A 21,685-nucleotide genomic window follows, 5' to 3' on the forward strand; every position below is an offset into this window, starting at 1 on the left:
ATCTGCAACAACCGCACCCGCGGTTTGTGAGGTTCGTCACCCGTGCTCTAGGTTGACGATTGAAGGAAGGGGTTGCAATGGTGACCAGCCGATCCGGTAGAGCGAACGCACGACTGTCCGGCGTGCGCATCCCGCTCTGGGACCGCAGCCCCGCGCTGCCCGCCCCGTCGGGCGGCGAGCACCACCCGCGCGTCGACCACACGCTCCCCCTCGGCGATCCCACCGGCGGCGCCGACGCGCTCGCCTGGCGCGAGGCCGTCGACGGCCGGCTCACCTACCCGCGGGTCCACATCGACCGCAACGTCGACATCCGCATGTCCGACGGGGTGGTCCTGCGGGCCACCGTCGTGCGGCCCGCCGAGCTCGACGGGGTGCCCGTCGAGCGCCCCTACCCCGCGATCCTCAACCTCAACCCGTACAACCGCATGGTCGTCGACGCCATCGACGAGACCACGCACGCCGCCTTCGTCGGGCCGGCGCTGACGAACGCCTCGAAGGCGCTCACGGGCGGGACGGTCGACTTCTCGGGCGGCCTGCTCCAGGGCTTCGGCATCAACCGCCGACTCGTGCGCAGCGGCTACGTGCAGGTGATCGTCGACGTCCGGGGCACCGGGACCTCGCACGGCGTGTGGCAGATCCTCGGCCCGCGCGAGCAGCTGGACTCCGTCGAGGTGCTGCGCTGGGCCCGTGCGCAGGACTGGTGCGACGGCACGCTCGGCATGGGTGGCTGGTCGTACTCGGCGATCAACTCGTTGCAGGCCGCGGGGCACGCGCCCGAGGGGCTGGGCGCGGTCTTCGCGATCGAGGGCAGCGAGGACATCGTCCGCGACATCTACATCACCGGCGGCCTCCCGTCGGTGTTCATCCCGCTGTGGCTCGGCGCCGTGAACGCCCTCAAGTGGCTGTACAACCCGCGCACGCTGCTCCGCGACACCGTGAACGGCAACGTCTTCCGCTGGCTGCACAGCCGCCTGGTCTCGCCGGCGACGGAGATCTCGTCAGTGGTGACGGGCGTGCTCACCGGCCGCGATCCCCGCGTCAACGACAACCCGTACTTCACCGAGCGGAACGCGAAGATCGAGGCGATCACCGCCCCGACGTTCCTGTTCGGCGGGTGGCACGACCTCTTCGGCCGCAGCACGCCGCGCATGTACTCGCGGCTCAACCTGCCCGCGGGCCGCAAGCAGATGGTGATCACCGACGGTTACCACTTCGACATGGGCGCCGGCTTCGGCGGCACGCAGGCGCCGCCGCGCATCGACGTCCTCGAGCGGGCCTGGTACGACCGCTGGCTCAAGGGCATCGACAACGGCGTCGACCGGTACGGCCCCGTCACGCTGCAGCAGCAGGGCGGCGGCTGGAGCGCGGGCGAGTCCTTCCCCCGCGCGGGTGCCCGCACCCGGCGGCTCTACGCGACCCCGGCACCGTCGGGCACGGCGGCGCACGCCAAGTACGACGGTGGCCTCGCGACCGTCCCGGAGCGCCGGCGCGCGTCCGCATCCACGCGGATCGACCTACGCGGCCTCGCTTCGCCCGACCTGACGCAGGTGCTGGCCGGGCTGACGAAGGCCGTCCCGGCGCTGGAGAACGCCGGCGTGCAGGAGCGCGGCGCGATCTCCTTCACGTCGCCGCCCGCCGGTGTGCCGGTGCAGCTCAGCGGGGCGATCAACGTCCACCTCGTGACACAGTGCGAGGGCGAGGAGGCGATCTGGACGGTCACCGTCAACGACGTCGCGCCCGACGGCACGTCGACGGTCCTCTCCGGCGGCGCCCTCATGGCCTCGAACCGCGCCCTCGACCCGGCGCGCAGCACCTACGACCTCGACGGCGAGCTGCTCGAAGCCTTCCACCCGCTCACCTGGTCCGCGAAGCAGCAGGTGGTGGCGGGCGAGACGATCGAGCTCGACGTCGACGTGGTGCCCACCGACGCCGTGCTCGAGGAGGGGCATCGCCTGCGCGTGGACGTCTACGCCGGCAGCGTGCCCCGCTACCTGGCCACGGTTCCCGACCTGGTGAAGACCCGGTTCGGCAAGCAGACGGTGCTGCTCAGTCCCGAGCAGCCGTCCTACGTGAGCCTGCAGATCGTGGGCGATCCGGGCTGGTGACCGCCCTTTCCGGGCTATCGTCGGAAGCACGATGGTGACCGGTTCCCACGCCGTCGCGTCCGCGGGTGCGGCCGCGCGGCTGCACAGCATGTTCGTCGACGGTGCGGTCGACGAGTCCGCGCTGCGCGCGTCCCAGTTGCGGCACCTCATCGCCGAGAGCTGGCAGCGCAGCCGCGACCTGGGCGTGAACCCGGACGGGGAGGCCCCGTCGGGCGACGGCGCGCTCGACGCCCTGCGCGCCCGGAACCCCCTGTCCGGCGTGATGCCGGTGATCCGGCGGCTCCTCGTGGACGACTCCGCCGGCGCGATGGTGGCCGTGGGCGACCGGGACGGAACTCTGCTGTGGGTGGAGGGCGACGGTGCCGCCGTCCGCCGGGCCGCCGCGATGAACTTCATCCCGGGCGCGAACTGGAGCGAGACCGCGGCGGGGACCAACGCACCCGGCACCGCGCTGGCGCTCGACACGGAGGTGCAGATCGCCGGGTCGGAGCACTTCGCGCGGCGGGCGCACCGGTGGAACTGCACCGCGGTCCCGGTGCACGACCCGGTGACCCGCGCGCCGATCGGCGTGCTCGACGTGACCGGCGGCCCCGAGGTCGCGACGCCGCAGGCCCTGGCGCTGGTGCGGGCCGCGGCGATGGCCGTCGAGGGGCAGCTGGCGATCCTGCGGCTGACCCCGCCCGCCCCCGCGGCCGGCCCGCGGCTGCGGCTGCTGGGCGGCCGCCCGGTGCTCGAGAAGGACGGCGGCGAGGTGCCGCTCACGGGCCGGCACGCCGACATCCTCGCGCTGCTCGCGCGGCACCCCGAGGGCCTGACCGCCGACCACCTGGCGCTGCTGCTCGACGAGCGCGACCTCGATGTCGTGACCGTCCGCGCGGAGGTCTCGCGGCTGCGCAAGACGGTGGGTGCCGACCTACTGGGCTCGCGCCCCTACCGGCTGCTGGGGGCGCTGGCCTCCGACGCCGACGACGCCGCGCGCGCCATCCGCGCGGGCCGGGTCGCGGACGCCCTCGCGGTCTACCGCGGGCCGCTGCTGCCCAATTCGGGGGCGCCCGGCGTCGCGCGGCTGCGCACCGAGCTGGCGGGCAGCCTCCGGTCGGCCGTGCTCGCGAGCCGGGATCTGGGCCTGCTGCGACGGTGGCTCGACCTCCCCGACGCGCGCGACGACGAGCACGGCTGGCGGGTGCTGCGCGCGCACGGCGATGCGCGTGCCCGCGCGGAGGCCGACGGCCGGCTCGCGGCGATCGCGATCGACCTGGCCTGACCTGGGCGGATCAGGGCTGCAACCGACTGCAACGTTGTTGCAACGGTCACTGCGTAGGGTGGAATGTGACTGACATCACGCCACTCATCTGGAGGTCCGCCATGACCGTTTACGCACGCCCCGGGGCCGCCGGCTCCCTCATGAGCTACCAGTCCCGCTACGACAACTGGATCGGCGGCGAGTGGGTCGCCCCGGTCAAGGGCCAGTACTTCGAGAACGTCACCCCGGTCACCGGCCAGGGCTTCTGCGAGGTGGCGCGGTCCACCGCCGAGGACATCGAGCTGGCGCTGGACGCCGCGCACGCGGCCGCCCCCGCCTGGGGCAAGACCGCGCCGGCCGTCCGCGCGGGGATCCTGCTCAAGATCGCCGATCGCATGGAGGCCAACCTCGAGTCGATCGCCCTCGCCGAGTCCTGGGACAACGGCAAGCCGATCCGCGAGACCCTCAATGCGGACATCCCCCTCGCCATCGACCACTTCCGGTACTTCGCGTCGTGCCTGCGCTCCCAGGAGGGCGGGATCTCGGAGATCGACGAGAACACCGTCGCGTACCACTTCCACGAGCCGCTCGGCGTGGTCGGCCAGATCATCCCGTGGAACTTCCCGATCCTCATGGCCGTGTGGAAGCTGGCGCCCGCGCTGGCCGCCGGCAACGCGATCGTCCTGAAGCCCGCCGAGCAGACCCCGGTGTCGGTGCTGTACCTGTGGTCGCTCATCGGCGACCTGCTGCCCGCGGGCGTGGTGAACATCGTCAACGGCTTCGGCCTGGAGGCCGGCAAGCCGCTGGCCTCGTCGAAGCGGATCCGCAAGATCGCCTTCACCGGCGAGACCACCACGGGCAAGCTGATCGCGGGCTACGCCGCCGACAACCTCATCCCCGTGACCCTGGAGCTGGGCGGCAAGAGCCCGAACGTCTTCTTCAAGGACGTCATGGCCGCGAACGACGACTACCAGGACAAGGCCCTCGAGGGCTTCACGATGTTCGCGCTCAACCAGGGCGAGGTCTGCACCTGCCCGTCGCGCGCGCTGCTGGAGAAGCCGATCTTCGACGAGTTCCTCGAGCTCGGCTCCATCCGCACCAAGTCGATCATCCAGGGCGACCCGCTGGACACCGACACCATGATCGGCGCGCAGGCCTCGAAGGAGCAGCACGAGAAGATCCTGTCGTACATCGAGATCGGTAAGAACGAGGGCGCGACCCTGGTGACCGGCGGCGAGGCGGCCGACCTGGGCGGCGATCTGTCGGGCGGCTACTACATCCAGCCGACGATCTTCTCCGGCACGAACGACATGCGGATCTTCCAGGAGGAGATCTTCGGCCCGGTGCTCGCGGTGACGTCCTTCGACGGCTACGACAACGCGATGGAGATCGCCAACGACACCCGCTACGGCCTCGGCGCCGGCGTGTGGTCGCGCAACGGCGACGTCGCCTACCGCGCTGGCCGCGACATCCAGGCCGGCCGCGTCTGGACGAACACCTACCACCAGTACCCGGCGCACGCGGCGTTCGGCGGCTACAAGGACTCGGGCATCGGCCGTGAGAACCACAAGATGATGCTCGATCACTACCAGCAGACCAAGAACCTGCTGGTCTCGTACGCACCGGGTGCGCAGGGCTTCTTCTGATCCCCTGCCCGGGCTACGCCTGAGGGTGTCCGCGGCGCCGTCCCCCATCCGGGGGCGGCGCCGCTCGCACGTCCGGGTGCTCCTGCCCGACGGTGCGCGGCCGGCCGGCAGGGCAGCGGGCCGCCGGCGGCGTGTGGGGTCGTGTTGCTCACGCAAGCCATGCGTCCCACGCATACCCGCGAACACGCAGGTTCCAGCTGTTTCATGGGACCGATCGATGCGCGATCCGCATACCCCGCCTTCGCTGCCACTTCGCTCCAACCGGATGAGCTCTGTGGAGCTCGCCCGCCCGCCGATCTTCGGTCCAATCCTGCGACGACACGCCAACGATCCCTCGCCGACATGCACCGAAGATCGGACTGAGCGATCCGCTGTCCGCTGTTCCCGCCCGACGGTGCCGCCTCACACCGTCCGGTAGGTGGCCCCGACCGCCTCGTAGGTGCGCGGCGCCCGCAGGTCAGCGGTCAGGAGTGTCATTCCGTGGTGCGCCGCGGTTGCACCCACCAGCGCGTCGTAGGTCGCGCCGCCGCCGATTCCGCGCGCCCCCAGGGCCTCCACCACCCGTCGGTGCTCAGCGGCGGGAAGATCGATCAAGGGTGCGTCGACGCCTGCGATGAGCGCGGCGGCCTGCACCGGCGAGAGACGATTCTCGGGGAGCCTGGTGAGCACGCTGAAGGTCTCCATCAGCACATGCGCGGGCACCGCGAACTCCTGCTGCGCCAACGCGAATGCGCACCTGGTGTGCGCATGGTGCCAGGACAGCAACGACGGAAGCAGGACGCTGGTGTCGCACGCTAGCGCGGCCACTGCCGGACCTCTTCGAGGGTCCGACGGACCATCTCGTCGGTCAGTGGCGGAATCGGCTCCCGCGGTACGGCCTTCGGAAACGGGTGGCCCGGCACGATGTCGATCTCAACAGGTGCCACCTCGATCTCGATGCGCCCGTCTGCGAACGTCACGTCCACTGCCCTCCCCGCGCTCAACCCCATCGCGTCCCGGATCGCCTTCGGCACCACGATCCGGCCCGCCCCGTCGATGGTCGTTCTCATACCATTTTCCTACCATCACTCCTGCCATATGTCGATGCGTTCGCACAACCACCCGCGTAGCCTGGCCGGATGCCCGACAGTCCGCTCATTCCAGCCCGCGTCCTGCACGTGTGGCCCGACGTCGATCGGCCCCCGCTCGTCGGCGTGGATCAGCTGCGCCCGCTGAGCGCTGAGGACCTCGGCCTCTCCGGGGCACTCGCCACCCGTATCGCCGCCTGGCAGGCGCTGTTGGAGGCCGACCATCTCGGTGGCCGCGAAGGCTGGCGCACAGCGGAAGCCGAGGCGGACTACGCCCGTGAGGCGCACGCGATCCTCGACGCGCTGGTCGTCGAGGTGCCCGGCTTCGTGATCGAGTACAGCCTCTGGCCGATCGCCGAGCGCGGCTACGCCGGCGGGTGGGCGACGGGGTGGTCACCGTCGGGCGAGACGCCGCTCCCCGCGGGCACCGACGTGCGACAGTTCGACGAGGCGCCCGAGCGGTGGGTCCGGCTGATGAGCGACTACGGCAGCACCGCCCTCTGGGCCACCTACGGGAACATCGGGCCCGAGCACCTGAACCTGCCCGCGGCCCTCGCGGCCGAACTGCAGGCGTGGCAGGCGATCTGGGACAGCGAGCTGGACTGGGAGACGGGCTGGAGCTCGGACGCCGCGGCACAGCGGTACCGCGACGACGGCCTGCGGCTGCTGCCCCTCGTCGCCGCGGAGTTGCCCGGGCACGTCGTCGAGCTGATCGCCGGCGGCGACCGGGCCTACGCCGGCGCGTGGGTCGACGGCTGGCTGCCCACTCTCCCGGACACCGTCTACAGCGCGTACGGCGACTGACTCAGTCCACCGGGATCGTGGTGGTGCCGAGCAGATCGCCGAGCTGCCACGGGTCGAGGCCGTTGGCGGCGTTCATGTCACACCGCACGCGGCCGTAGCCCTCGGGCAGCCCGCCGCCGTAACCGCTGCCGTCGGTGTACTGGTGGATCGCGAAGCGCCGCCCCAGTTCCGGTGCCCGGGAGAACTCGGGTAGCGCGCCGTAGGACGGCACGACGAAGGGCATGTCGGGCAGCGTCGGCCAGATGCCGATGTCGTTGGGGTTGAGGTAGCCGATGCAGCGGGTGGGCCGCGGGTCGGCGCCGCCGCCGCGCCAGTCGGAGGCGCCCCACGTGAAGCGGTTGAAGGCGTCGGAATGGTCGCCGACGATCTGCCCGCCCCAGGACTCGGCGTCGGCCATGGTCACCACGTCGGGCCGGTCCTCGCCCTGCATCTCCAGGTGGACCGCGAGGGTCTCCTCCCAGTTGGGACGGACCACGGCGTAGACGATGGCGCCGACCAGCCGGCCGTCGTCGAGCATCCGCCGCACCGTGTCCCAATTGGCGGCGAAACGGCGGTCACGGTAGGTGCCGTCGTTGGAGCGGATCGCGACCCACCGGTAGGGGTACTTCTCGGGCAGCGGCGGCTGCCACTCGGAGACGTCCGCGTACAGGGTGTCGCGCTGCAGCCGCGCCGCGCGCGCCCGCCTCAGTCGCTTCCTCACCCCGCCCACGCTACCCCCGACACCCCTGGTCATGAGGTGCGCTTTACCCGGTCTTGGGTTGCGCGAACGACTTTCGCGCGGGCAATCTGGTCGGATGCCCACTCTCGACCGGCGCGGCCGGTACTACCTGGCCGCCGCGGTGGCGCTCGTCGGCGCCGTCGTCGCCCTAGGCCTGCTCGTCGGCCGGCGCCCCGTCACCGAGGCCGACGGCGAGGTGCTGGAGGAGATGATCGAGCACCGCGATACGGCGCTCACGACCGCGATGCGGCTCATCACTGACGTCTTCTCGCCGGGCGGCACCATCGCGCTCGGCGTGTTCGTCGCTGCGCTCCTCGCGTGGCGACGGTCCGCCGCGTCCGCGGTCTTCGTGCTCGGGAGTACGGCGGTCGCGTCTGCGGCGACCCTGGCGCTGAAATACACGTTCGCCCGACAGCGCCCACCGCTCGTCGACCACCTCGCGAACGAGACCGACTACGGCTTCCCGTCGGGGCACGTCACGGGCACGACCGCCCTGCTCCTGGCCACGACGGTGGCCGTCTCCGCAGGCTGGGCCGCCCGGCGGCGGCTGCTCGCGCTCGTCGTCCCCGCGGCGGTGATCGGTGCCGTCGCGGCGAGCCGCCTGTACCTGGGCGTGCACTGGTTCTCCGACACCGCGGCCGGTTTCGCGATCGGGATCGCGGGCGTCGCCGTGGGCCTGGCTCTCCTCCCGCCCGCGTCGTGGGCGCGCTGGGACCGCCGGCTGGCCGACACCGTCAGGCGTCGTCGCGCTCCGCGAACACGTCCCGCGCGACCAGCGTCGCGTTGATCGCCCGAGGGAAACCCGTGTAGACGGCGGCGTGCAGCAGGACCTCGTTGATCTCCTCGCGGGTGATACCCACGTTGAGCGAGGTGTTCACGTGCACTCGCAGCTGGTTCTCGGTCCCGCCGAGCGCGGTCAGAATGCCCAGCGTCACCAGCTGCCGGTCGCGCGGGTTCAGGCCGGGCCGGGCGTAGACGTCGCCGAACCCCCATGCCGCGATGTGGTGTGCGAGCGCGGGGTTGACCTCGGCCAGCCCGTCGATCACCGTCCTGGCCTCGGCGCCGTCGATGCCCTCGAGCACCTCCACGCCGGCCTCCCGGCGTGCGATCGATGCCTCGCTGTCGATGTCGTACTGCTCGGGCACGGCCTCACCTCCATCGACGGCGTGTCATTCGCACGCCTCACGACCGACGGTAGCCGCGCGCCTCCGGTCGCGCTCGCTCAGGACTGCGGGACCGGGCAGGCGGCATCGTCGGCGCCCGTGATCCGGACCCGCGAGACGAAGCGCTTCCCCGTGGCGCCCTCGAGCGAGAAGCCGGCGGCGCGGCCGGGTTCGAGGTCCAGCACGAGGACGCTACTCTCCCACACCCGCGCCTCGCCGTCCGACACCCAGATCGGCACGTCGCGCCCGTCCCCGAGCTCGACGGTGCCGAGCCGCACGTTGGCGTCGCCCACGCGGAACTCGTCGACGGTGAAGACCATGGGCGACGAGCCGTCGCAGCAGCCGCCGCTCTGGTGGATCAGCAGCGGCCCGTTGCCGTCCCACAGCTCGCCCAGCATCTGCCGCGCCGCCTGCGTCGATTCCACCCGCTCGTCCATGCCCGCTCCCGTCGTCCCCTCGACGGTAACGCGAGACGGTCACCGGGGGTCAGGGAACGAGAATCGCTCGCCCGGTGATTCGCCCGGCCTCGAGGTCGTCGAAGGCGCGCTGCGCGTCCGCGAGCGGATACATCACGACGTCCACCGCGATCCGGCCGTCCGCGACCAGTGCCAGCACCTCGGCCTGATCGGCGGGCGTTCCGCCGTACGACCTCTGGACGTTGGCGCCCCACGGCAGCACCTCGCCCTCGAGGCTCGCGTTGAACGGGAACGAACCACCGGCGAGTCCGACGAGGCGGACCGCCCCCTCCGGAGCGACCACGCCGGTCGCGAGTTCGACGGTGGCCTGGGCGCCCACGAAGTCGAGGACGGCGTCGACCCCGTAGCCGTCGCTCTCCGCGAGGATCTCCGACGCGGCTTCCGGCCCGGAGAGGATCGCGCGGTCGGCGCCGTTGCGCAGCGCGGCCTCGAGGCGCGCGGCATCGACATCCACGGCGATGATCCGGGCCGATGTGGTCGCACGCAGGATCTGCACGGCCATGTGTCCGAGCCCGCCGATGCCGATCACCACGACGGTCGCCCCGTCGTCGAGGCGATCGCGCACGCTGCGGATCGCGTGCATGGGAGTCAGTCCCGCGTCCGCGAGCGGCGCGGCGCTCGCCACGTCGACGGCCCCGAGCCGATCGATATGCTCCGGCCGGGCCTTGATGTAGTCGGCCATGCCGCCGTCGGCCCCGATCCCCGGGGTCAGGGGGAACTTGTTCCGGCTGCCGTTGACCGAGCACGCGTTCTCTCGCCCGACCGTGCAGGGCCGGCACTCGCCGCACGACCACACCGCGCGCACCAGGACGGGCTCTCCGACGGCGAGGTCGCGGACGTCGGCGCCCACCGCGTCGACGAGGCCCGCCGTCTCGTGGCCCATCGTCGTGCCGAAGAACGGCCACTCCTCGCCCTGGTGGAGGATGTGCAGGTCCGAATGGCACAGCCCGGCGCCGACGACCTTGATGAGCACCTCGTCGGGCCCGATGTCGGGCACCGGGACGTCCTGGAGTTCGATCCGGCCGGGCCCGGTCAGCTTGAGCGCCTTCATGAGATTCCCTTTCGTTGTGTTCTACATCACTCGCCGAGCACGGTAGGGCCGCTCGCCGGGACCGCCCCCACCCGAACGGGTGGGCCACCCCGCCTCACCGGGCGGGGTGGGCCGGAACCGCCGAAGACCACCCGAACGGGTGGGGAGGTGGGGCACCGCGAACTCCATATTCGTGTGACCGGAGTCACTAACTGCAGCCGCCGCCGGTGGCGAGTGAGAGCCGGATACGAAGGGAGATCCTGATGACCACCACAGCGCAGGAGACAACGCCGGCGGCGATCGAGACGGTCGATGCGGTCGTCGTCGGCGCCGGATTCTCAGGCCTGTACACCCTGCGGCGGCTGCGTGAGCTCGGACTCTCGGCCCGCTGCCTCGAGGCAGGCACCGACGTGGGCGGCACGTGGCACTGGAACCGCTACCCCGGCGCGCGCTCCGACAGCGACAGCACCGTCTACAGCTTCTCGGACTACTTCAATCCGGACCTTCTCGCCGAGTGGAAGTGGAGCGAGCGGTATCCGTCGCAGCCGGAGATCCAGAGCTACCTCGCGTGGGTCGCGGACCGCGAGGGCCTCCGCGGGAACATCACTTTCGGGACGAAGGTGACCGGTGCGCAGTTCGACGCCGCCTCCGGGCGATGGACGATCGAGACGGATTCGGGCCGGACGGTGACCGCCAAGTACTTCATCCCCGCCGTCGGAGTGCTGAGCACGCCGAACATGCCCGCGTTTCCCGGCCTCGACACGTTCGAAGGCCAGTGGCACCACACCGCGCGGATGCCCGAGCAGGACATCGACTTCACCGGCAAGCGCGTCGCCGTCATCGGCAACGGAGCCACCGCCGTCCAGATCATCCCGGTGGTGGCCCGCACCGCGGCCCAGGTCTACGAGTTCTCCCGCAATCCGTACCACTGCCTCCCCGGGCGCAATCACGAACTCGACGCCGAGGACTGGAAGGCGATCGAGTCCAGCCATCCCGAGATCTTCGAGAAGGCCCGCGCGAACTTCGGCGGCTTCCCCTACCCGGACTTCGCGGGAATCGGTGCCGAGATGTCGCCGGAGGAACGACGGGACGTGCTCGAGCGGCTCTGGGAGAAGGGCGGACTCACTCCGGCCTTCTCCGGCTTCGCCGACGTCCTCACCGACCGCGAGGTGAACGGGTTCGTCCTCGACTTCCTCCGCGAGAAGATCGCGAACGTCGTGCGCGATCCCGCCCTCGCCGAGCGGCTCTCGCCGACATCGCCGTTCGTCAGCAAGCGCCCGCCGATCGAGCACGGGTACTACGCGGCGTTCAACCGCGACAACGTCGCGATCGTGGACATGAAGGACAACCCGGTCGCCGAAGTGACCTCCACCGGAATCCGCATGACGGACGGCACCGAGCACGAGGTCGATGTGATCCTCTTCGCCACGGGCTTCGACGCCTACACCGGTGCGCTGTACTCCATGAACATCCGCGACACGAACGGGGTCCTGCTGCAGGAGCGGTGGGCCGACCGGCCCGCCACGTACATCGGGATGACCGTGCCCGGGTTCCCGAACATGTTCCTGCACTACTGCGGCCCGCAGAACCCCGCGATCCTCACCAACGGTCCGACCCTGATCGAGCAGCAGGGCGAGTGGATCGGCGATTTCCTCGCCCACATGGAATCCGAGGGCCATCGTGTCGTGGACACCCGCCAGGACGCGGCGGACGAATTCCTCGCCCTGCACGACACCATCTCGAACATGACGGTCATCCCGGACACCGCCTCCTGGTGGACCGGCACCAACGTCGACGGTAAGCCGAACGGCCTGCTCAGCTGGTGCGGGGGCTTCCCCGAATACCGCCGGATCTGCGACGAGGCAGTCGCCGACTACGCCGGCTTCCGCTTCGACTGACCACTCCGCTCAGCACACCATCCATCCGAGAAGAGGATTCGACATGACACTCGACACGCAGACCGCGGCTTGGTTGCAGGCCGTCGCGGACACCGGACTACCGCCCCTCGACGAGATGCCGGTCGCCGACGCCCGCGCGACGTACCGTGCCGTCGTGGCCCAGTGCGGGCTCCCCGCGGAGGAAGTCATCTCGGTGACGGACACCGTCGCCGCGGGGCCCGACGGCGACATCCCGGTCCGGATCTACACACCGAAGGGGAGCGGTGCCTTCCCCGTGCTCGTGTACTTCCACGGGGGCGGCTGGGTCATCGGCGACCCCGACGTCGTCGACGGGCCGTGCACCCTGTTCGCGAACCGCGCCCACGCCGTGGTGGTCTCCGTGGACTACCGGAAGGCGCCGGAGGCCCCCTTCCCCGCGGCCGTCGACGACGCCGTGGCCGCCACCCGCTGGGTGGCCGAGCACGCGGCCGAGCTGAACATCGACCCCGACCGGATCGCGGTCGGCGGCGACAGCGCGGGCGGCAACCTCGCCGCAGTGACCGCATTGACCCTCCGCGACGAGGGCGGGCCGAAGCTGGTGGGACAGGTGCTCCTCTATCCGGCGACCGATTTCCGCCGAGACACCGACTCCGCCCGCGACAACGGCGAGGGCTACTTCCTCACCACCGCGCTGCTCGACTGGTTCTCCGAGCACTACCGCGCCGACCCCGACGACTGGCGCGCCTCGCCGATCCGAGCCGCGGACCACGCCGGCCTCCCTCCCGCCCTGGTGGTCACCGCGGAGTACGACCCGCTCCGCGACGAGGGCGAGGCGTACGCCGCGAAGCTGCGCGACGCCGGTGTTCCGACGCAGGTCAAGCGGTACGACGGGCAGATCCACGCCTTCGCGGCGAACCTCGCGGGTGCCGTCGACTTCGGGCGCGCCGCATTGGAGGACGTGGGCGAGCATCTGCGCACCGCATTCCGGCTCGGCTGGACTCCGCGCCTCTGGGAGTGAACCTCCTCGAGCGCCCGCGGTGCCTGACTACCCTCGGCGGAGGCAGGTACCGTCGGCGCCCCTGACCGATCATCCGCACCAGGAGTGGGAGCGAGGCCACCGAACCCATGGACACATCCGTACTCACCACCCGCCTCACCCCGGCGCTTCCGCCGCGCGGGTTGGTGGCACGGGTTCGTCTCCTGCAGACGCTGGAGCGCCACGCCGACGTACGGCTCACCCTCGTCCACGCGCCGGCGGGCTTCGGGAAGAGCGCCCTCGCCGCGCAATGGCGCGAACGCCTCCAGGCCGACGGGGCCGCCGTTGCGTGGCTGTCCATCGACGGGGACGAGCCGGTGCTGTCGTTCCTCGCGCACGTCGTGGCAGCGGTGAGCCGCGTCGCGCCCGATGCCGTCGGCGATCTGTCGGCCATGCTGAACGACGTCGGGATCCCCGCGGAGCACTACGTGCTGACGTCGCTGATCAACGGACTGCAACGGGCGGACCGTCCGGTGCTGCTCATCATCGATGACTGGCACCGGGTGACCACGCGCGAGACGGTGTCGGCGCTTGAGTACCTCATCGTCAACGGCGGCTCCGGTCTCCGCGTGTTGGTGACGAGTCGTAGCCGTGCCGGGTTGCCTCTCAGCAGGATGCTGATCACCGACGAGCTACTCGAGATCGACAGCGCCCAGCTCCGTTTCGATGATGACGAATCACGCTCTCTCCTCACCGGGCTCGGCGCCGATACCGGGGTGTCGACCATGGATCTCATCCGTTCGACGGACGGCTGGGTGGCGGCTCTCAAGCTCGCGGCCCTGTCGCTGCGCAGCGGCGATCCGCAGGCGCCGGTCGACGCGGTCGGCCACCGGGCGGTCGGCGACTTCCTGGCGGAGAACGTGCTGGACGCACTCGACCCGGACGTGCACGACTTCCTGCTCGCGACCTGTCTTCCCGAGCGCGTGTGCGGCCCACTCGCGGACGCGTTGACCGGCTCGCGCGACGGCCTCGCGCGATTGGAGGACGTGGAGCGCCGGGATCTGTTCCTCGACCGGATGGCGGACGACGCGACGTGGTTCCGGTACCACCATCTCTTCGCCGACTTCCTCCGCCGCCGGCTGGCGGTGACCGACGCTGGTCGTGTCGCCGAACTCCACGCGCGCGCGTCCGACTGGTTCGCCGAGAACGGAATGATCGGCGAGGCCGTCCACCACGCGATGGCGGCGGGAAGGGCCGACGACGCGGCCGATCTCGTCGAGCGGGAGGCGATGCGGCTCATCGAGGACAGCCGGATGGTAGCTGTCCTACAGCTGATCGACCGCCTCCCCGCCGGGGCCATCGGGGATCGGCCGCGTCTACTCATGGCGGTGAGCTGGGCCAATTGTCTCCTCCAGAGGTCGGCCGCGGCGCAACTCGCCCTGGATCAACTCCGATACTCGTTCACGGCTCCGGACGACGGCGGTGATCGTCACCAGCGGGAGGTGGAGGCGGACGTCGTCCAGGCGTGCATCGATGTCTTCGCCGACCGCCCCGCAGCCGTGGACCACCTGGTCGGCGGCGCGATCGCAGCGCCGGACGAACACCGCCCGTTCGTGATCGGGGTCGCGGCGAACCTCCGAACCGTCGTGCTGATCCACGACGAGGAGTTCGCTCGCGCGGAGGACCTGCAGGCGTGGGCACGCACCTTCCACGACCTCACAGCCGGCCGTTTCCCCGCCGTCTACGGACGGTGCCTGGCGAGTGTTGCCGCGTACTCGCAGTGGAAGACGAGGCGCGCCGAGGAATTGCTCCGGAGCGCACTCGCCACCGCGCGAGACTCCGCCGGTGCCCACTCGCACGCAGCGCAACTCGCGGCAGCGCTCCTGGCCGAGCTGCAGTACGAACAGGATCGGGTCGACGAGGCCGAGCGGCTGTCGGCGGAGGCCGCGCGCCTGGGTTCGGACGGCGGACTGGTCGAGTTCATGTCCGCCAGCTACCGCACCCGCGCCCGGATTCGGGACGCCCGGGGCGCGCGGTCCGAGGCACTGAGCCTCCTCACAGAGGGGAGCGACGCCGCTGTGCGCCTGGAACTGCCGCGATTGCACGCGGAGCTGAGTCTCGAGCGGGTCCGGTTCCTCGTCGACGACGGCGACCTCGGGCGGGCGCACGCCCTGGTCCAGTCCATGCCGCGGCCCACCGGGCGGCAGGACGGTGTCTCGCGTGCGCTGGAGCACGCCCGCACGCTGGCGGCGGCGATCATGGACAGCGCTGAGGGCCGGCACGCCGCGGCGGTGGCTGGGCTGACGGTAGCCCTGGAAAAGACTGACCCGGTGCGTAACCCGCGCAAGGAGACCTCGACGCGGATCGCCCTGGCGGGCGTCCTCCACGCGGCGGGACGAGTACAGCAGGCGATTCGCACCATCGCACCCGCGCTCGAACTCGGGGCGCGCGCCGGCCTCCGCCGCAGCTTCCTCGATGCCGGTGCCGACGTGGTCGCGCTCCTGCATCGCGTCCAGACGTCGCCCACCGAGCACGCGGGCGCGCTCGACCTCGGGGCCATCCCCGCGACCTATCTCGCCGACCTCGTCGACCGGACCGGCGGGGCCGTCGCGAACCGGAACCTCAGCCCCGCCCTGAAGCAGCTGTCCGCCAGGGAGATCGAGATCCTCCGACTCGTTGATCGCGGCTACACGAACGCGCGGATCGCCACCGAGCTGTGCGTCGCCGTCAACACGATCAAGTGGCACCTCAAGAACATCAACATCAAACTCGGCGTCTCCACGCGCGGTGAATCCGTCGCCCTCGTGCGGCAATCCCGGCTGCTCGGTTGACGCCTCGAACCACCAAGGAGAACCTCATGAACGCATCGCTTATCGGCTCCGTCTCCCAGCGGTCCGGCCTCGACACCCCGCTGACGCCGTTGCGCTTCCTCGGCCGCGCCGCGGAGGTCCATCCCGACCACGCCGCCGTGGTGGACGGCGACCGCCGGTCGACCTACCGTGAGCTGGCCGCGCACGTCACACGCCTCGCGCACGCTCTGCGCGCGTCGGGTATCGAGGCCGGCGACCGGGTGGCCTACCTCGCGACGAACTCGCTCGAACTCCTCGTCGCGCACTTCGCCGTCCCGCTCGCCGGGGGCGTGCTCGTCGCCACGAACACCCGCCTCTCGCCCGACGAAGTCGCCTACATCTGCGGGCATTCCGGTGCGGCGATCCTCCTCGGCGACGCGCCCCTGCTCGCTCCCCTCGCCGATCAGCAGCCGGTCACGATCCGCGAGGTCATCGAACTGCCCGCGCAGGACGGCGCGTACACCGGCGCTGGGACCAGTTACGCCGATCTGCTCGCCCGCGGTTCCAATGCGCCGCTCCCGTGGGAGGTGGACGATGAGGATTCGGTGATCTCGATCAACTACACCTCGGGTACCACCGGGAAGCCGAAGGGCGTCATGTACACCCACCGGGGCGCCTATCTCGCGGCCCTCGGCAACGTGCACCACAGCGGCTTCGGCATCGACACGAAGTACCTGTGGACGCTTCCCATGTTCCACTGCAACGGCTGGTGCGGCGCCTGGGCGGTCGCGGCTGCGGCCGGGACCCAGGTGTGCCTGCGCGCCGTGCGCGGCGACGACATGTGGGCGCTCATCGACGGCGAGGGGATCACCCACCTCAACGGCGCCCCGACCGTGTTGTCGTTCTTGATCGCCTCCGAGCGGGCGCACCCGCTGGATCGGGTCCTCACCGTCACCACCGCGGCCGCGCCCCCGAGCCCCACTCTCATCGCGGCGGTGCGGGCCCTGGGCGTTCAGCTCATCCACGTCTACGGCCTGACCGAGACGTACGGGCCGTACACGATCTGCGAGCCGGACCCGAGCTGGTCCGGCGTCGCCGCCGAGGAACTGCCGCGACTGCTCGCGCGGCAGGGCGTCGGCATGCTCACCGCCGACCGCGCCCGCGTCGTCCGCCCGGAACCGGGTTCCGACGGTGCCCTCGTCGACGTCACGCCGGACGGCACGGAGATGGGCGAGATCGTGATGCGCGGAAACATGGTCATGAAGGGCTACTACCTCGACGACGAGCGCACGGACGAGGCCTTCGCCGGCGGCTGGTTCCACTCCGGCGACCTCGGCGTGATGCATCCGAACGGCTACGTCCAACTGCTCGACCGGGCGAAGGACGTCATCATCTCCGGCGGGGAGAACATCTCCACGATCGAGGTGGAGCAGGCGCTCGCGAGCCATCCCGCGGTGGTGGACGTCGCCGTCGTCGGGATCCCCGACGAGAAGTGGGGAGAGCGCCCCAAGGCTTTCGTCGTCCTGCGGCCGGGGTCGTCGGTCGACGAGGAGGAACTCTCCGCGCACGCCCGCGAGCGGATCGCCGGCTTCAAGGCGCCGCGGGTCTTCGCCGTCGTCCCCGAACTCCCCCGCAACTCGACCGGGAAGATCCAGAAGAAGCAGCTCCGCGACGCGGAGTGGGCCGACAGGCACCAGCGGATCCAGGGCTGAGTCGGCACCGCGCGCCATACGAGTCAGGGCCGGTTCTCCGCTGGAGAACCGGCCCTGACCGTCACTGTGCGCCCGAAGGGATTCGAACCCCTGACCTTCTGATCCGTAGTCAGATGCTCTATCCACTGAGCTACGGGCGCATACCCATATTCAATTCTCGCCGGTCCGAAGACCGACGTGGCGGAGGCGAGAGGATTTGAACCTCCGGTCCGGTGTTGGCCGGACAACTCATTAGCAGTGAGTCCCATTCGGCCGCTCTGGCACGCCTCCAAATCGGACGCGATGCGCGAGCGATCCTTACGGGTCACGCGCAACCGCCGAGCAGCTACATTACACAACCTCTCCGCAACCCACAAAACCGCTGGTCATTCTCCGTTCGCGCGCGGGATGCGCGCGACGGGTCCGACGGCGCCTAGATCGGCTCCGGCGTGAGCACGTCCTCCCACGTGAGGTCGATGCGCGCGTCGGCGGTGCCGACCATGCGCCGCACGACGTCGGCCGTGAGGGCGCGGAGGCGTTCGCCACCGTCGAGCAGCGAGCGCGAGCGACCGTCGGCACCGACCGCGACGAGGTGCACGTGCACTGCGGCCAGCCCGTCGCCGGTGAGATCCAGCGCGACATCGGCGACGGCGGCGGACTCGGCCGCTGCCGTGTCGGAGAGCGCGGCCGTGATCGCCTTCGACAGCGCCAGCTCGGTGACCGCCACACCCGGCCGCACCGTCGCGATCGGGCGGGACCGCCGGGGCAGCGCGGAGACCTGCAGGGCGACGGCCTCACGCAGCCGGTCGATGGCGTCCGCGCCCCAGCGCGGGTCGACCTCGGGCCCCTCACCGTCGGGTGCGGACAGCCCGGCGAGCCGACGCGTCGCGTCGGCAATCCAATCGGTGGCCTGCGCCGGTTCGGCGTCGCCACTCTCCACTCGCCTGAAACTCATCGCTCCCCCAGTGTGACCACGTCCTGTCGGATTGCACAACGGTCCGGCCTCCGCGGGCCGCGTCGGATCGCTCATGGCCAGTACTCCCCCAGCGTGTCCGCGAGGCGCTGCCGCGTCCGCTGGAGGTGGCCGCGCACCGACCCCTCCGTGGTCCGCAGGACGCCCGCGATCTCGGCGATGGAGAGCCCGTCGACCTCGCGGAGCCACCACGCCGCACGGGCCGGGTAGGGCAGACGTCCCAGTTCCCTCGCGAGGGCGTCGAGGAAGTCCCGGTCGGTCGCCTTCTCGACGGGGCCGGGCTCCCGCGCGACGGCCTCGTCGACGGCCTCCGAGTCGACGACGGGGGCGCGGCGACGCAGCACGTCAGCGGTCTTGCGGGCCGCGATCGAGAACAGCCACGTCCGCAGGGTCGAGCGGAAGGCGAAGCTCGGGAGCGCCTTCCACGCGGCGATGAGGGATTCCTGCACGATGTCGTCGCAGTCGCTGCGTTCGGGCATCGTCCGCGCGACGAAGCGATGCAGGGCGGGCGCGTGGCGCTGCACGAGCACGTCGAAGGCCGCGGCGTCGCCGCGCTGGGCGCGCCTCGTCAGGGTCTCGTCGGACAGCGACGGCAGCAGCTCCGAGTCGAACAACCACCCTCCAAATGTGAGATGGGTCACAATCGCGTGCCGATCTCCGCGAGACGGCGACTCACCCAGTGTGCCGGAACGGATCCCGGTACATCAGTCGACACAAGGGAGACCGAACATGACCTCGACCACCACCAAGCCCGCCGCGACCGCCGACGAGACGACGGCCACGAAGCCCGGGACCGCGGTCGCGACGCAGGTCGGGCGCGGCAGCACCAACATCGCCGACGTGGTCGTGTCCAAGATCGCCGGCATCGCGGCCCGCGAGGTCGACGGCGTCTACGACCTCGGCGGCCAGGCCGCCCGCGTCGTGGGCCGCATCCGCGAGACCCTTCCGGGCGCGCCGGACCTGACGCAGGGCGTCACCGTGGAGGTCGGCGAGCGGCAGGCCGCCGTCGACGTGACGATCGTCGCCGAGTACGGCGTCGCGATCCACGACCTGGCCGCCGGCATCCGCAGCAACGTCATCGACGCCGTCGAGTCCATGACCGGCCTCGAGGTGACCGAGGTCAACGTGACCGTCCACGACGTCCACTTCGCCGACGATGACGACGTCGCCACCGGCGAGGCGTCGACGGAGTCGCGGGTCCAGTGAGCGCCGCACGTGCCGCCCGGGTCGACGGGGTCGTCGCCGCAGTGACGGCGATCGACGGCGTCGTGGGCGTCCACGCCGGCGGGCCCGGATCCCCCGCCACGTACCTCCCGGGCCGGACGGTGCGCGGCGTCCGGCTCGACGACGACGGCGGACAGGTCTCCGTCGTCCTCGAGTTCCGGCGCGACCTCGACCTCGTCGACCTCGCGGACCGCGTTCGCGTGGCCGCCTCCGACGCCGCGGGAGTCCCCGTGGACGTCGTCGTATCCGATATCGCGGTGTCCGACCAGGGCCCCGCAGCACCGAAGGAGTTCACCGCATGACGCCAGGACACTTCACCGTGTGGGGAGGCGTGATCGGCCTGCTCGTGGCGATCGCCGTCGTGGTCGGCGGCCTGGTCGGCTTCCTGCTCGCGATCGTTCTCGGCGCCGCCGGCGCGGCCGTGGGCGCACACCTCGACGGGCTCATCGACCTCACCGCCCTGCGGCGCCGCGACCGGAGCTGACCATGACCACCGAATCGGTGACCCCCGACGGCCCGCTCGCCGCGGCGGTCACGGCCGACACCGTCGCTGCGGCGACCGGAGCCGACAGCGGCGACCGGAACCCCGTCGACACCGCCGGCCGGGGCCGCACCGTCATCGACGACCGCGTGCGCCGACGGTTGGTCGAGCACGCCGCGCTCTCGGTGCCCGGCACCGAGCGGGTCCGCGGCCTCACGACGCGCCAGCTGCCGTCCGTGCGCTTCGCCGACCGCGCGCGCACCGACGTCGACGTGCAGATCGCCGCGCAGTGGCCGCTCGAGTCCGCACGTCTGGTGCCGGCGGTCCGGTCCGCGGTCGACGACGAGCTCGCCCGCAGCCTGGGCGCGCCCCCGAAGGAGGTGCACGTGCACATCACCCGGATCAGCGACGAACGCACCGGCCCCCGCACCGCGCACGCGCCCGGCACCGTCACCACCACGGCCGACGACGCTCCCACGGCCCGGGACCTGCGCCGTCACGCACCGCGGCGCACCGCCGGCGCGAGCATCGCGACGGTGCCGCTCCTGCTGGCACTGGTCGCGCTCGGCGTGATCGCGGTCCGCGACGCCCTGGTCTCGCTCGGCTGGGTCGCCGGTAGCCGCTGGATCGACGCGGTGCCCCGCATCGCCGACGACGTGCGGTGGTCCTGGTGGGCCTGGCCCGCGACGGTCGGCGCCATCGTGCTGGGCCTGGTGCTGCTGATCGCCGCACTGAAGCCGCGCCGGCGCAGCCACACCCCCGTCTCCGACGAACTCTGGTTCCACCGGCGGATCGACCCCGACCGCCGCAGCGCCGAGGAGGTGGCCCGATGAAGGGCTCGACCCGCGTCATCGACCGGATCCTCGCCGGCCTCGTCGGGCTGGTGTTGCTCGGCGGCGGCCTGTGGGCGCTCGGCGACCGGCTCGGACAGCGGACCGCGGCCGACGCCGCCGACCGCGTCTCGGTCCCGACGATCGTGCGCCTGCCCGACCAGCCGTGGTGGCCCGCCGTCACCGGAGCGGCCGGCGCGGTGCTGGTGCTCGTGGCGCTGTGGCTCCTCGTCCGGCACCTGCGCAGCTCCGCCTCGCGCACCGCGCACACCCCGGGTGACGGCACCGTCGACCTGGGGCGCGTGGCCGACGCGGTCGCCGCCGACCTGGGGCGCAGTCCCCTGATCCGGCGCGCCCGCCCGTCGACCGTGATCGAGAAGGGCCGGCCCGTCATCCGGGTGGCCGTAGCGATCTCACCCGGCGCGCCCGTCGACGAGCTCACCGCCCTCGCGGCGGCCGCCCGCCACGACGTGGTCGCCGCGACCGGACCCGACGTCGCGTTCCAGGTCCTGGTGAACGACCGGCGCGGCGACAGAAGACTTGGGGAACACCCCCGAGATGAAGATCGAACAACCATCGAGAGGACGTGACC

At 71.4% G+C, this 21,685-nt stretch carries 22 protein-coding genes and 2 tRNA genes; 14 read left to right on the forward strand and 10 right to left on the reverse strand.

Annotated elements, in window-relative coordinates:
* Positions 1-77: 77 nt before the first annotated feature.
* The 3 genes from BLW32_RS26210 (at position 78) to exaC (ending at position 4,994) form a co-directional block, all read left to right on the forward strand.
* Entirely contained in the window at positions 78-2,105 is a 2,028-nt protein-coding gene (locus BLW32_RS26210; RefSeq protein ID WP_068742436.1) for a CocE/NonD family hydrolase, read from the forward strand.
* 31 nt (positions 2,106-2,136) lie between these two features.
* Complete coding sequence (locus tag BLW32_RS26215; RefSeq protein ID WP_068526036.1) at positions 2,137-3,369, forward strand: helix-turn-helix domain-containing protein; 1,233 nt, start codon at positions 2,137-2,139, stop codon at positions 3,367-3,369.
* Positions 3,370-3,470: 101 nt separating this feature from the next.
* Positions 3,471-4,994, forward strand: a complete 1,524-nt coding sequence (gene exaC, locus BLW32_RS26220; protein ID WP_068526037.1) for an acetaldehyde dehydrogenase ExaC — start codon at positions 3,471-3,473, stop codon at positions 4,992-4,994.
* Positions 4,995-5,396: 402 nt separating this feature from the next.
* On the opposite strand, the gene BLW32_RS26225 is transcribed toward exaC, so the two are convergent.
* Both BLW32_RS26225 and BLW32_RS26230 read right to left on the reverse strand, forming a co-directional pair.
* Positions 5,397-5,801, reverse strand: coding sequence for a PIN domain-containing protein (locus BLW32_RS26225; RefSeq protein WP_068742437.1), 405 nt, complete (start codon positions 5,799-5,801; stop codon positions 5,397-5,399).
* Entirely contained in the window at positions 5,789-6,043 is a 255-nt protein-coding gene (locus BLW32_RS26230) for an AbrB/MazE/SpoVT family DNA-binding domain-containing protein (RefSeq protein ID WP_068526039.1), read from the reverse strand. Before BLW32_RS26230 ends, BLW32_RS26225 begins: the two co-directional genes overlap by 13 nt.
* A 69-nt stretch (positions 6,044-6,112) precedes the next feature.
* On the opposite strand from BLW32_RS26230, the gene BLW32_RS26235 reads away from it, so the two are divergent.
* Entirely contained in the window at positions 6,113-6,865 is a 753-nt protein-coding gene (locus BLW32_RS26235) for an immunity protein CdiI family protein (protein WP_068742438.1), read from the forward strand.
* 1 nt (position 6,866) lies between these two features.
* Here BLW32_RS26235 and BLW32_RS26240 read toward each other — a convergent pair whose 3' ends face one another.
* Positions 6,867-7,565, reverse strand: a complete 699-nt coding sequence (locus tag BLW32_RS26240) for a hypothetical protein (RefSeq protein ID WP_231857419.1) — start codon at positions 7,563-7,565, stop codon at positions 6,867-6,869.
* Between the two features lie 94 nt (positions 7,566-7,659).
* On the opposite strand from BLW32_RS26240, the gene BLW32_RS26245 reads away from it, so the two are divergent.
* Positions 7,660-8,370, forward strand: coding sequence for a phosphatase PAP2 family protein (locus BLW32_RS26245; protein ID WP_068742439.1), 711 nt, complete (start codon positions 7,660-7,662; stop codon positions 8,368-8,370).
* Here BLW32_RS26245 and BLW32_RS26250 read toward each other — a convergent pair.
* From BLW32_RS26250 to BLW32_RS26260, 3 genes are all read right to left on the reverse strand, one after another.
* Complete coding sequence (locus BLW32_RS26250) at positions 8,318-8,728, reverse strand: carboxymuconolactone decarboxylase family protein (protein WP_068742440.1); 411 nt, start codon at positions 8,726-8,728, stop codon at positions 8,318-8,320. The two genes, BLW32_RS26245 and BLW32_RS26250, sit on opposite strands and share 53 nt — an antisense overlap.
* A gap of 77 nt (positions 8,729-8,805) precedes the next feature.
* Positions 8,806-9,183 carry a DUF779 domain-containing protein gene (locus tag BLW32_RS26255; protein ID WP_068742441.1) on the reverse strand — a complete coding sequence of 126 codons (378 nt, stop codon included), beginning with the start codon at positions 9,181-9,183 and terminating at the stop codon, positions 8,806-8,808.
* Positions 9,184-9,232: 49 nt separating this feature from the next.
* Positions 9,233-10,273, reverse strand: coding sequence for an NAD(P)-dependent alcohol dehydrogenase (locus tag BLW32_RS26260; RefSeq protein WP_068742442.1), 1,041 nt, complete (start codon positions 10,271-10,273; stop codon positions 9,233-9,235).
* A 242-nt stretch (positions 10,274-10,515) separates the two neighbouring features.
* On the opposite strand from BLW32_RS26260, the gene BLW32_RS26265 reads away from it, so the two are divergent.
* The 4 genes from BLW32_RS26265 to BLW32_RS26280 all read left to right on the forward strand — a co-directional run bounded on the left by BLW32_RS26265 (position 10,516) and on the right by BLW32_RS26280 (position 17,606).
* Positions 10,516-12,150, forward strand: a complete 1,635-nt coding sequence (locus BLW32_RS26265; RefSeq protein WP_068742443.1) for a flavin-containing monooxygenase — start codon at positions 10,516-10,518, stop codon at positions 12,148-12,150.
* 43 nt (positions 12,151-12,193) lie between these two features.
* Positions 12,194-13,147, forward strand: coding sequence for a LipP1 family hormone-sensitive lipase (lipP1, locus tag BLW32_RS26270; protein WP_068742444.1), 954 nt, complete (start codon positions 12,194-12,196; stop codon positions 13,145-13,147).
* A 107-nt stretch (positions 13,148-13,254) separates the two neighbouring features.
* Positions 13,255-15,936, forward strand: coding sequence for a winged helix-turn-helix domain-containing protein (locus BLW32_RS26275; RefSeq protein WP_068742445.1), 2,682 nt, complete (start codon positions 13,255-13,257; stop codon positions 15,934-15,936).
* Between the two features lie 26 nt (positions 15,937-15,962).
* On the forward strand, positions 15,963-17,606 hold the full coding sequence (locus tag BLW32_RS26280) for an AMP-binding protein (RefSeq protein ID WP_068742446.1): 1,644 nt from the start codon (positions 15,963-15,965) through the stop codon (positions 17,604-17,606).
* 67 nt (positions 17,607-17,673) lie between these two features.
* Here BLW32_RS26280 and BLW32_RS26285 read toward each other — a convergent pair.
* The 4 genes from BLW32_RS26285 to BLW32_RS26300 all read right to left on the reverse strand — a co-directional run bounded on the left by BLW32_RS26285 (position 17,674) and on the right by BLW32_RS26300 (position 19,172).
* A tRNA-Arg gene (locus BLW32_RS26285) sits at positions 17,674-17,746 on the reverse strand.
* Positions 17,747-17,784: 38 nt separating this feature from the next.
* Positions 17,785-17,876: transfer RNA gene (locus BLW32_RS26290), tRNA-Ser, on the reverse strand.
* 142 nt (positions 17,877-18,018) lie between these two features.
* Positions 18,019-18,540 (reverse strand): hypothetical protein, encoded by a 522-nt coding sequence (locus BLW32_RS26295; RefSeq protein ID WP_068627308.1) that lies wholly within the window; start codon positions 18,538-18,540, stop codon positions 18,019-18,021.
* Between the two features lie 71 nt (positions 18,541-18,611).
* Complete coding sequence (locus BLW32_RS26300) at positions 18,612-19,172, reverse strand: RNA polymerase sigma factor (protein WP_068526047.1); 561 nt, start codon at positions 19,170-19,172, stop codon at positions 18,612-18,614.
* Positions 19,173-19,287: 115 nt separating this feature from the next.
* On the opposite strand from BLW32_RS26300, the gene BLW32_RS26305 reads away from it, so the two are divergent.
* The 5 genes from BLW32_RS26305 to BLW32_RS26325 are packed head-to-tail and all read left to right on the forward strand — an operon-like array spanning position 19,288 to position 21,683.
* Positions 19,288-19,764: an Asp23/Gls24 family envelope stress response protein gene (locus BLW32_RS26305; RefSeq protein ID WP_068742447.1), complete on the forward strand. Its 477-nt coding sequence runs from the start codon at positions 19,288-19,290 to the stop codon at positions 19,762-19,764.
* Positions 19,761-20,084 carry a hypothetical protein gene (locus BLW32_RS26310; RefSeq protein WP_068526049.1) on the forward strand — a complete coding sequence of 108 codons (324 nt, stop codon included), beginning with the start codon at positions 19,761-19,763 and terminating at the stop codon, positions 20,082-20,084. The genes BLW32_RS26305 and BLW32_RS26310 overlap by 4 nt, the downstream gene beginning before the upstream one ends.
* Entirely contained in the window at positions 20,081-20,266 is a 186-nt protein-coding gene (locus BLW32_RS26315; RefSeq protein ID WP_068742448.1) for a hypothetical protein, read from the forward strand. The genes BLW32_RS26310 and BLW32_RS26315 overlap by 4 nt, the downstream gene beginning before the upstream one ends.
* Before the next feature lie 2 nt (positions 20,267-20,268).
* On the forward strand, positions 20,269-21,096 hold the full coding sequence (locus tag BLW32_RS26320; protein ID WP_068742449.1) for an Asp23/Gls24 family envelope stress response protein: 828 nt from the start codon (positions 20,269-20,271) through the stop codon (positions 21,094-21,096).
* A complete protein-coding gene (locus tag BLW32_RS26325) occupies positions 21,093-21,683 on the forward strand; it encodes a hypothetical protein (RefSeq protein WP_068742450.1) in 591 nt (196 codons plus the stop codon). The genes BLW32_RS26320 and BLW32_RS26325 overlap by 4 nt, the downstream gene beginning before the upstream one ends.
* Positions 21,684-21,685 lie beyond the last annotated feature (2 nt).

It is taken from the genome of Tsukamurella tyrosinosolvens (assembly GCF_900104775.1).
GTDB lineage: Bacteria > Actinomycetota > Actinomycetes > Mycobacteriales > Mycobacteriaceae > Tsukamurella > Tsukamurella tyrosinosolvens.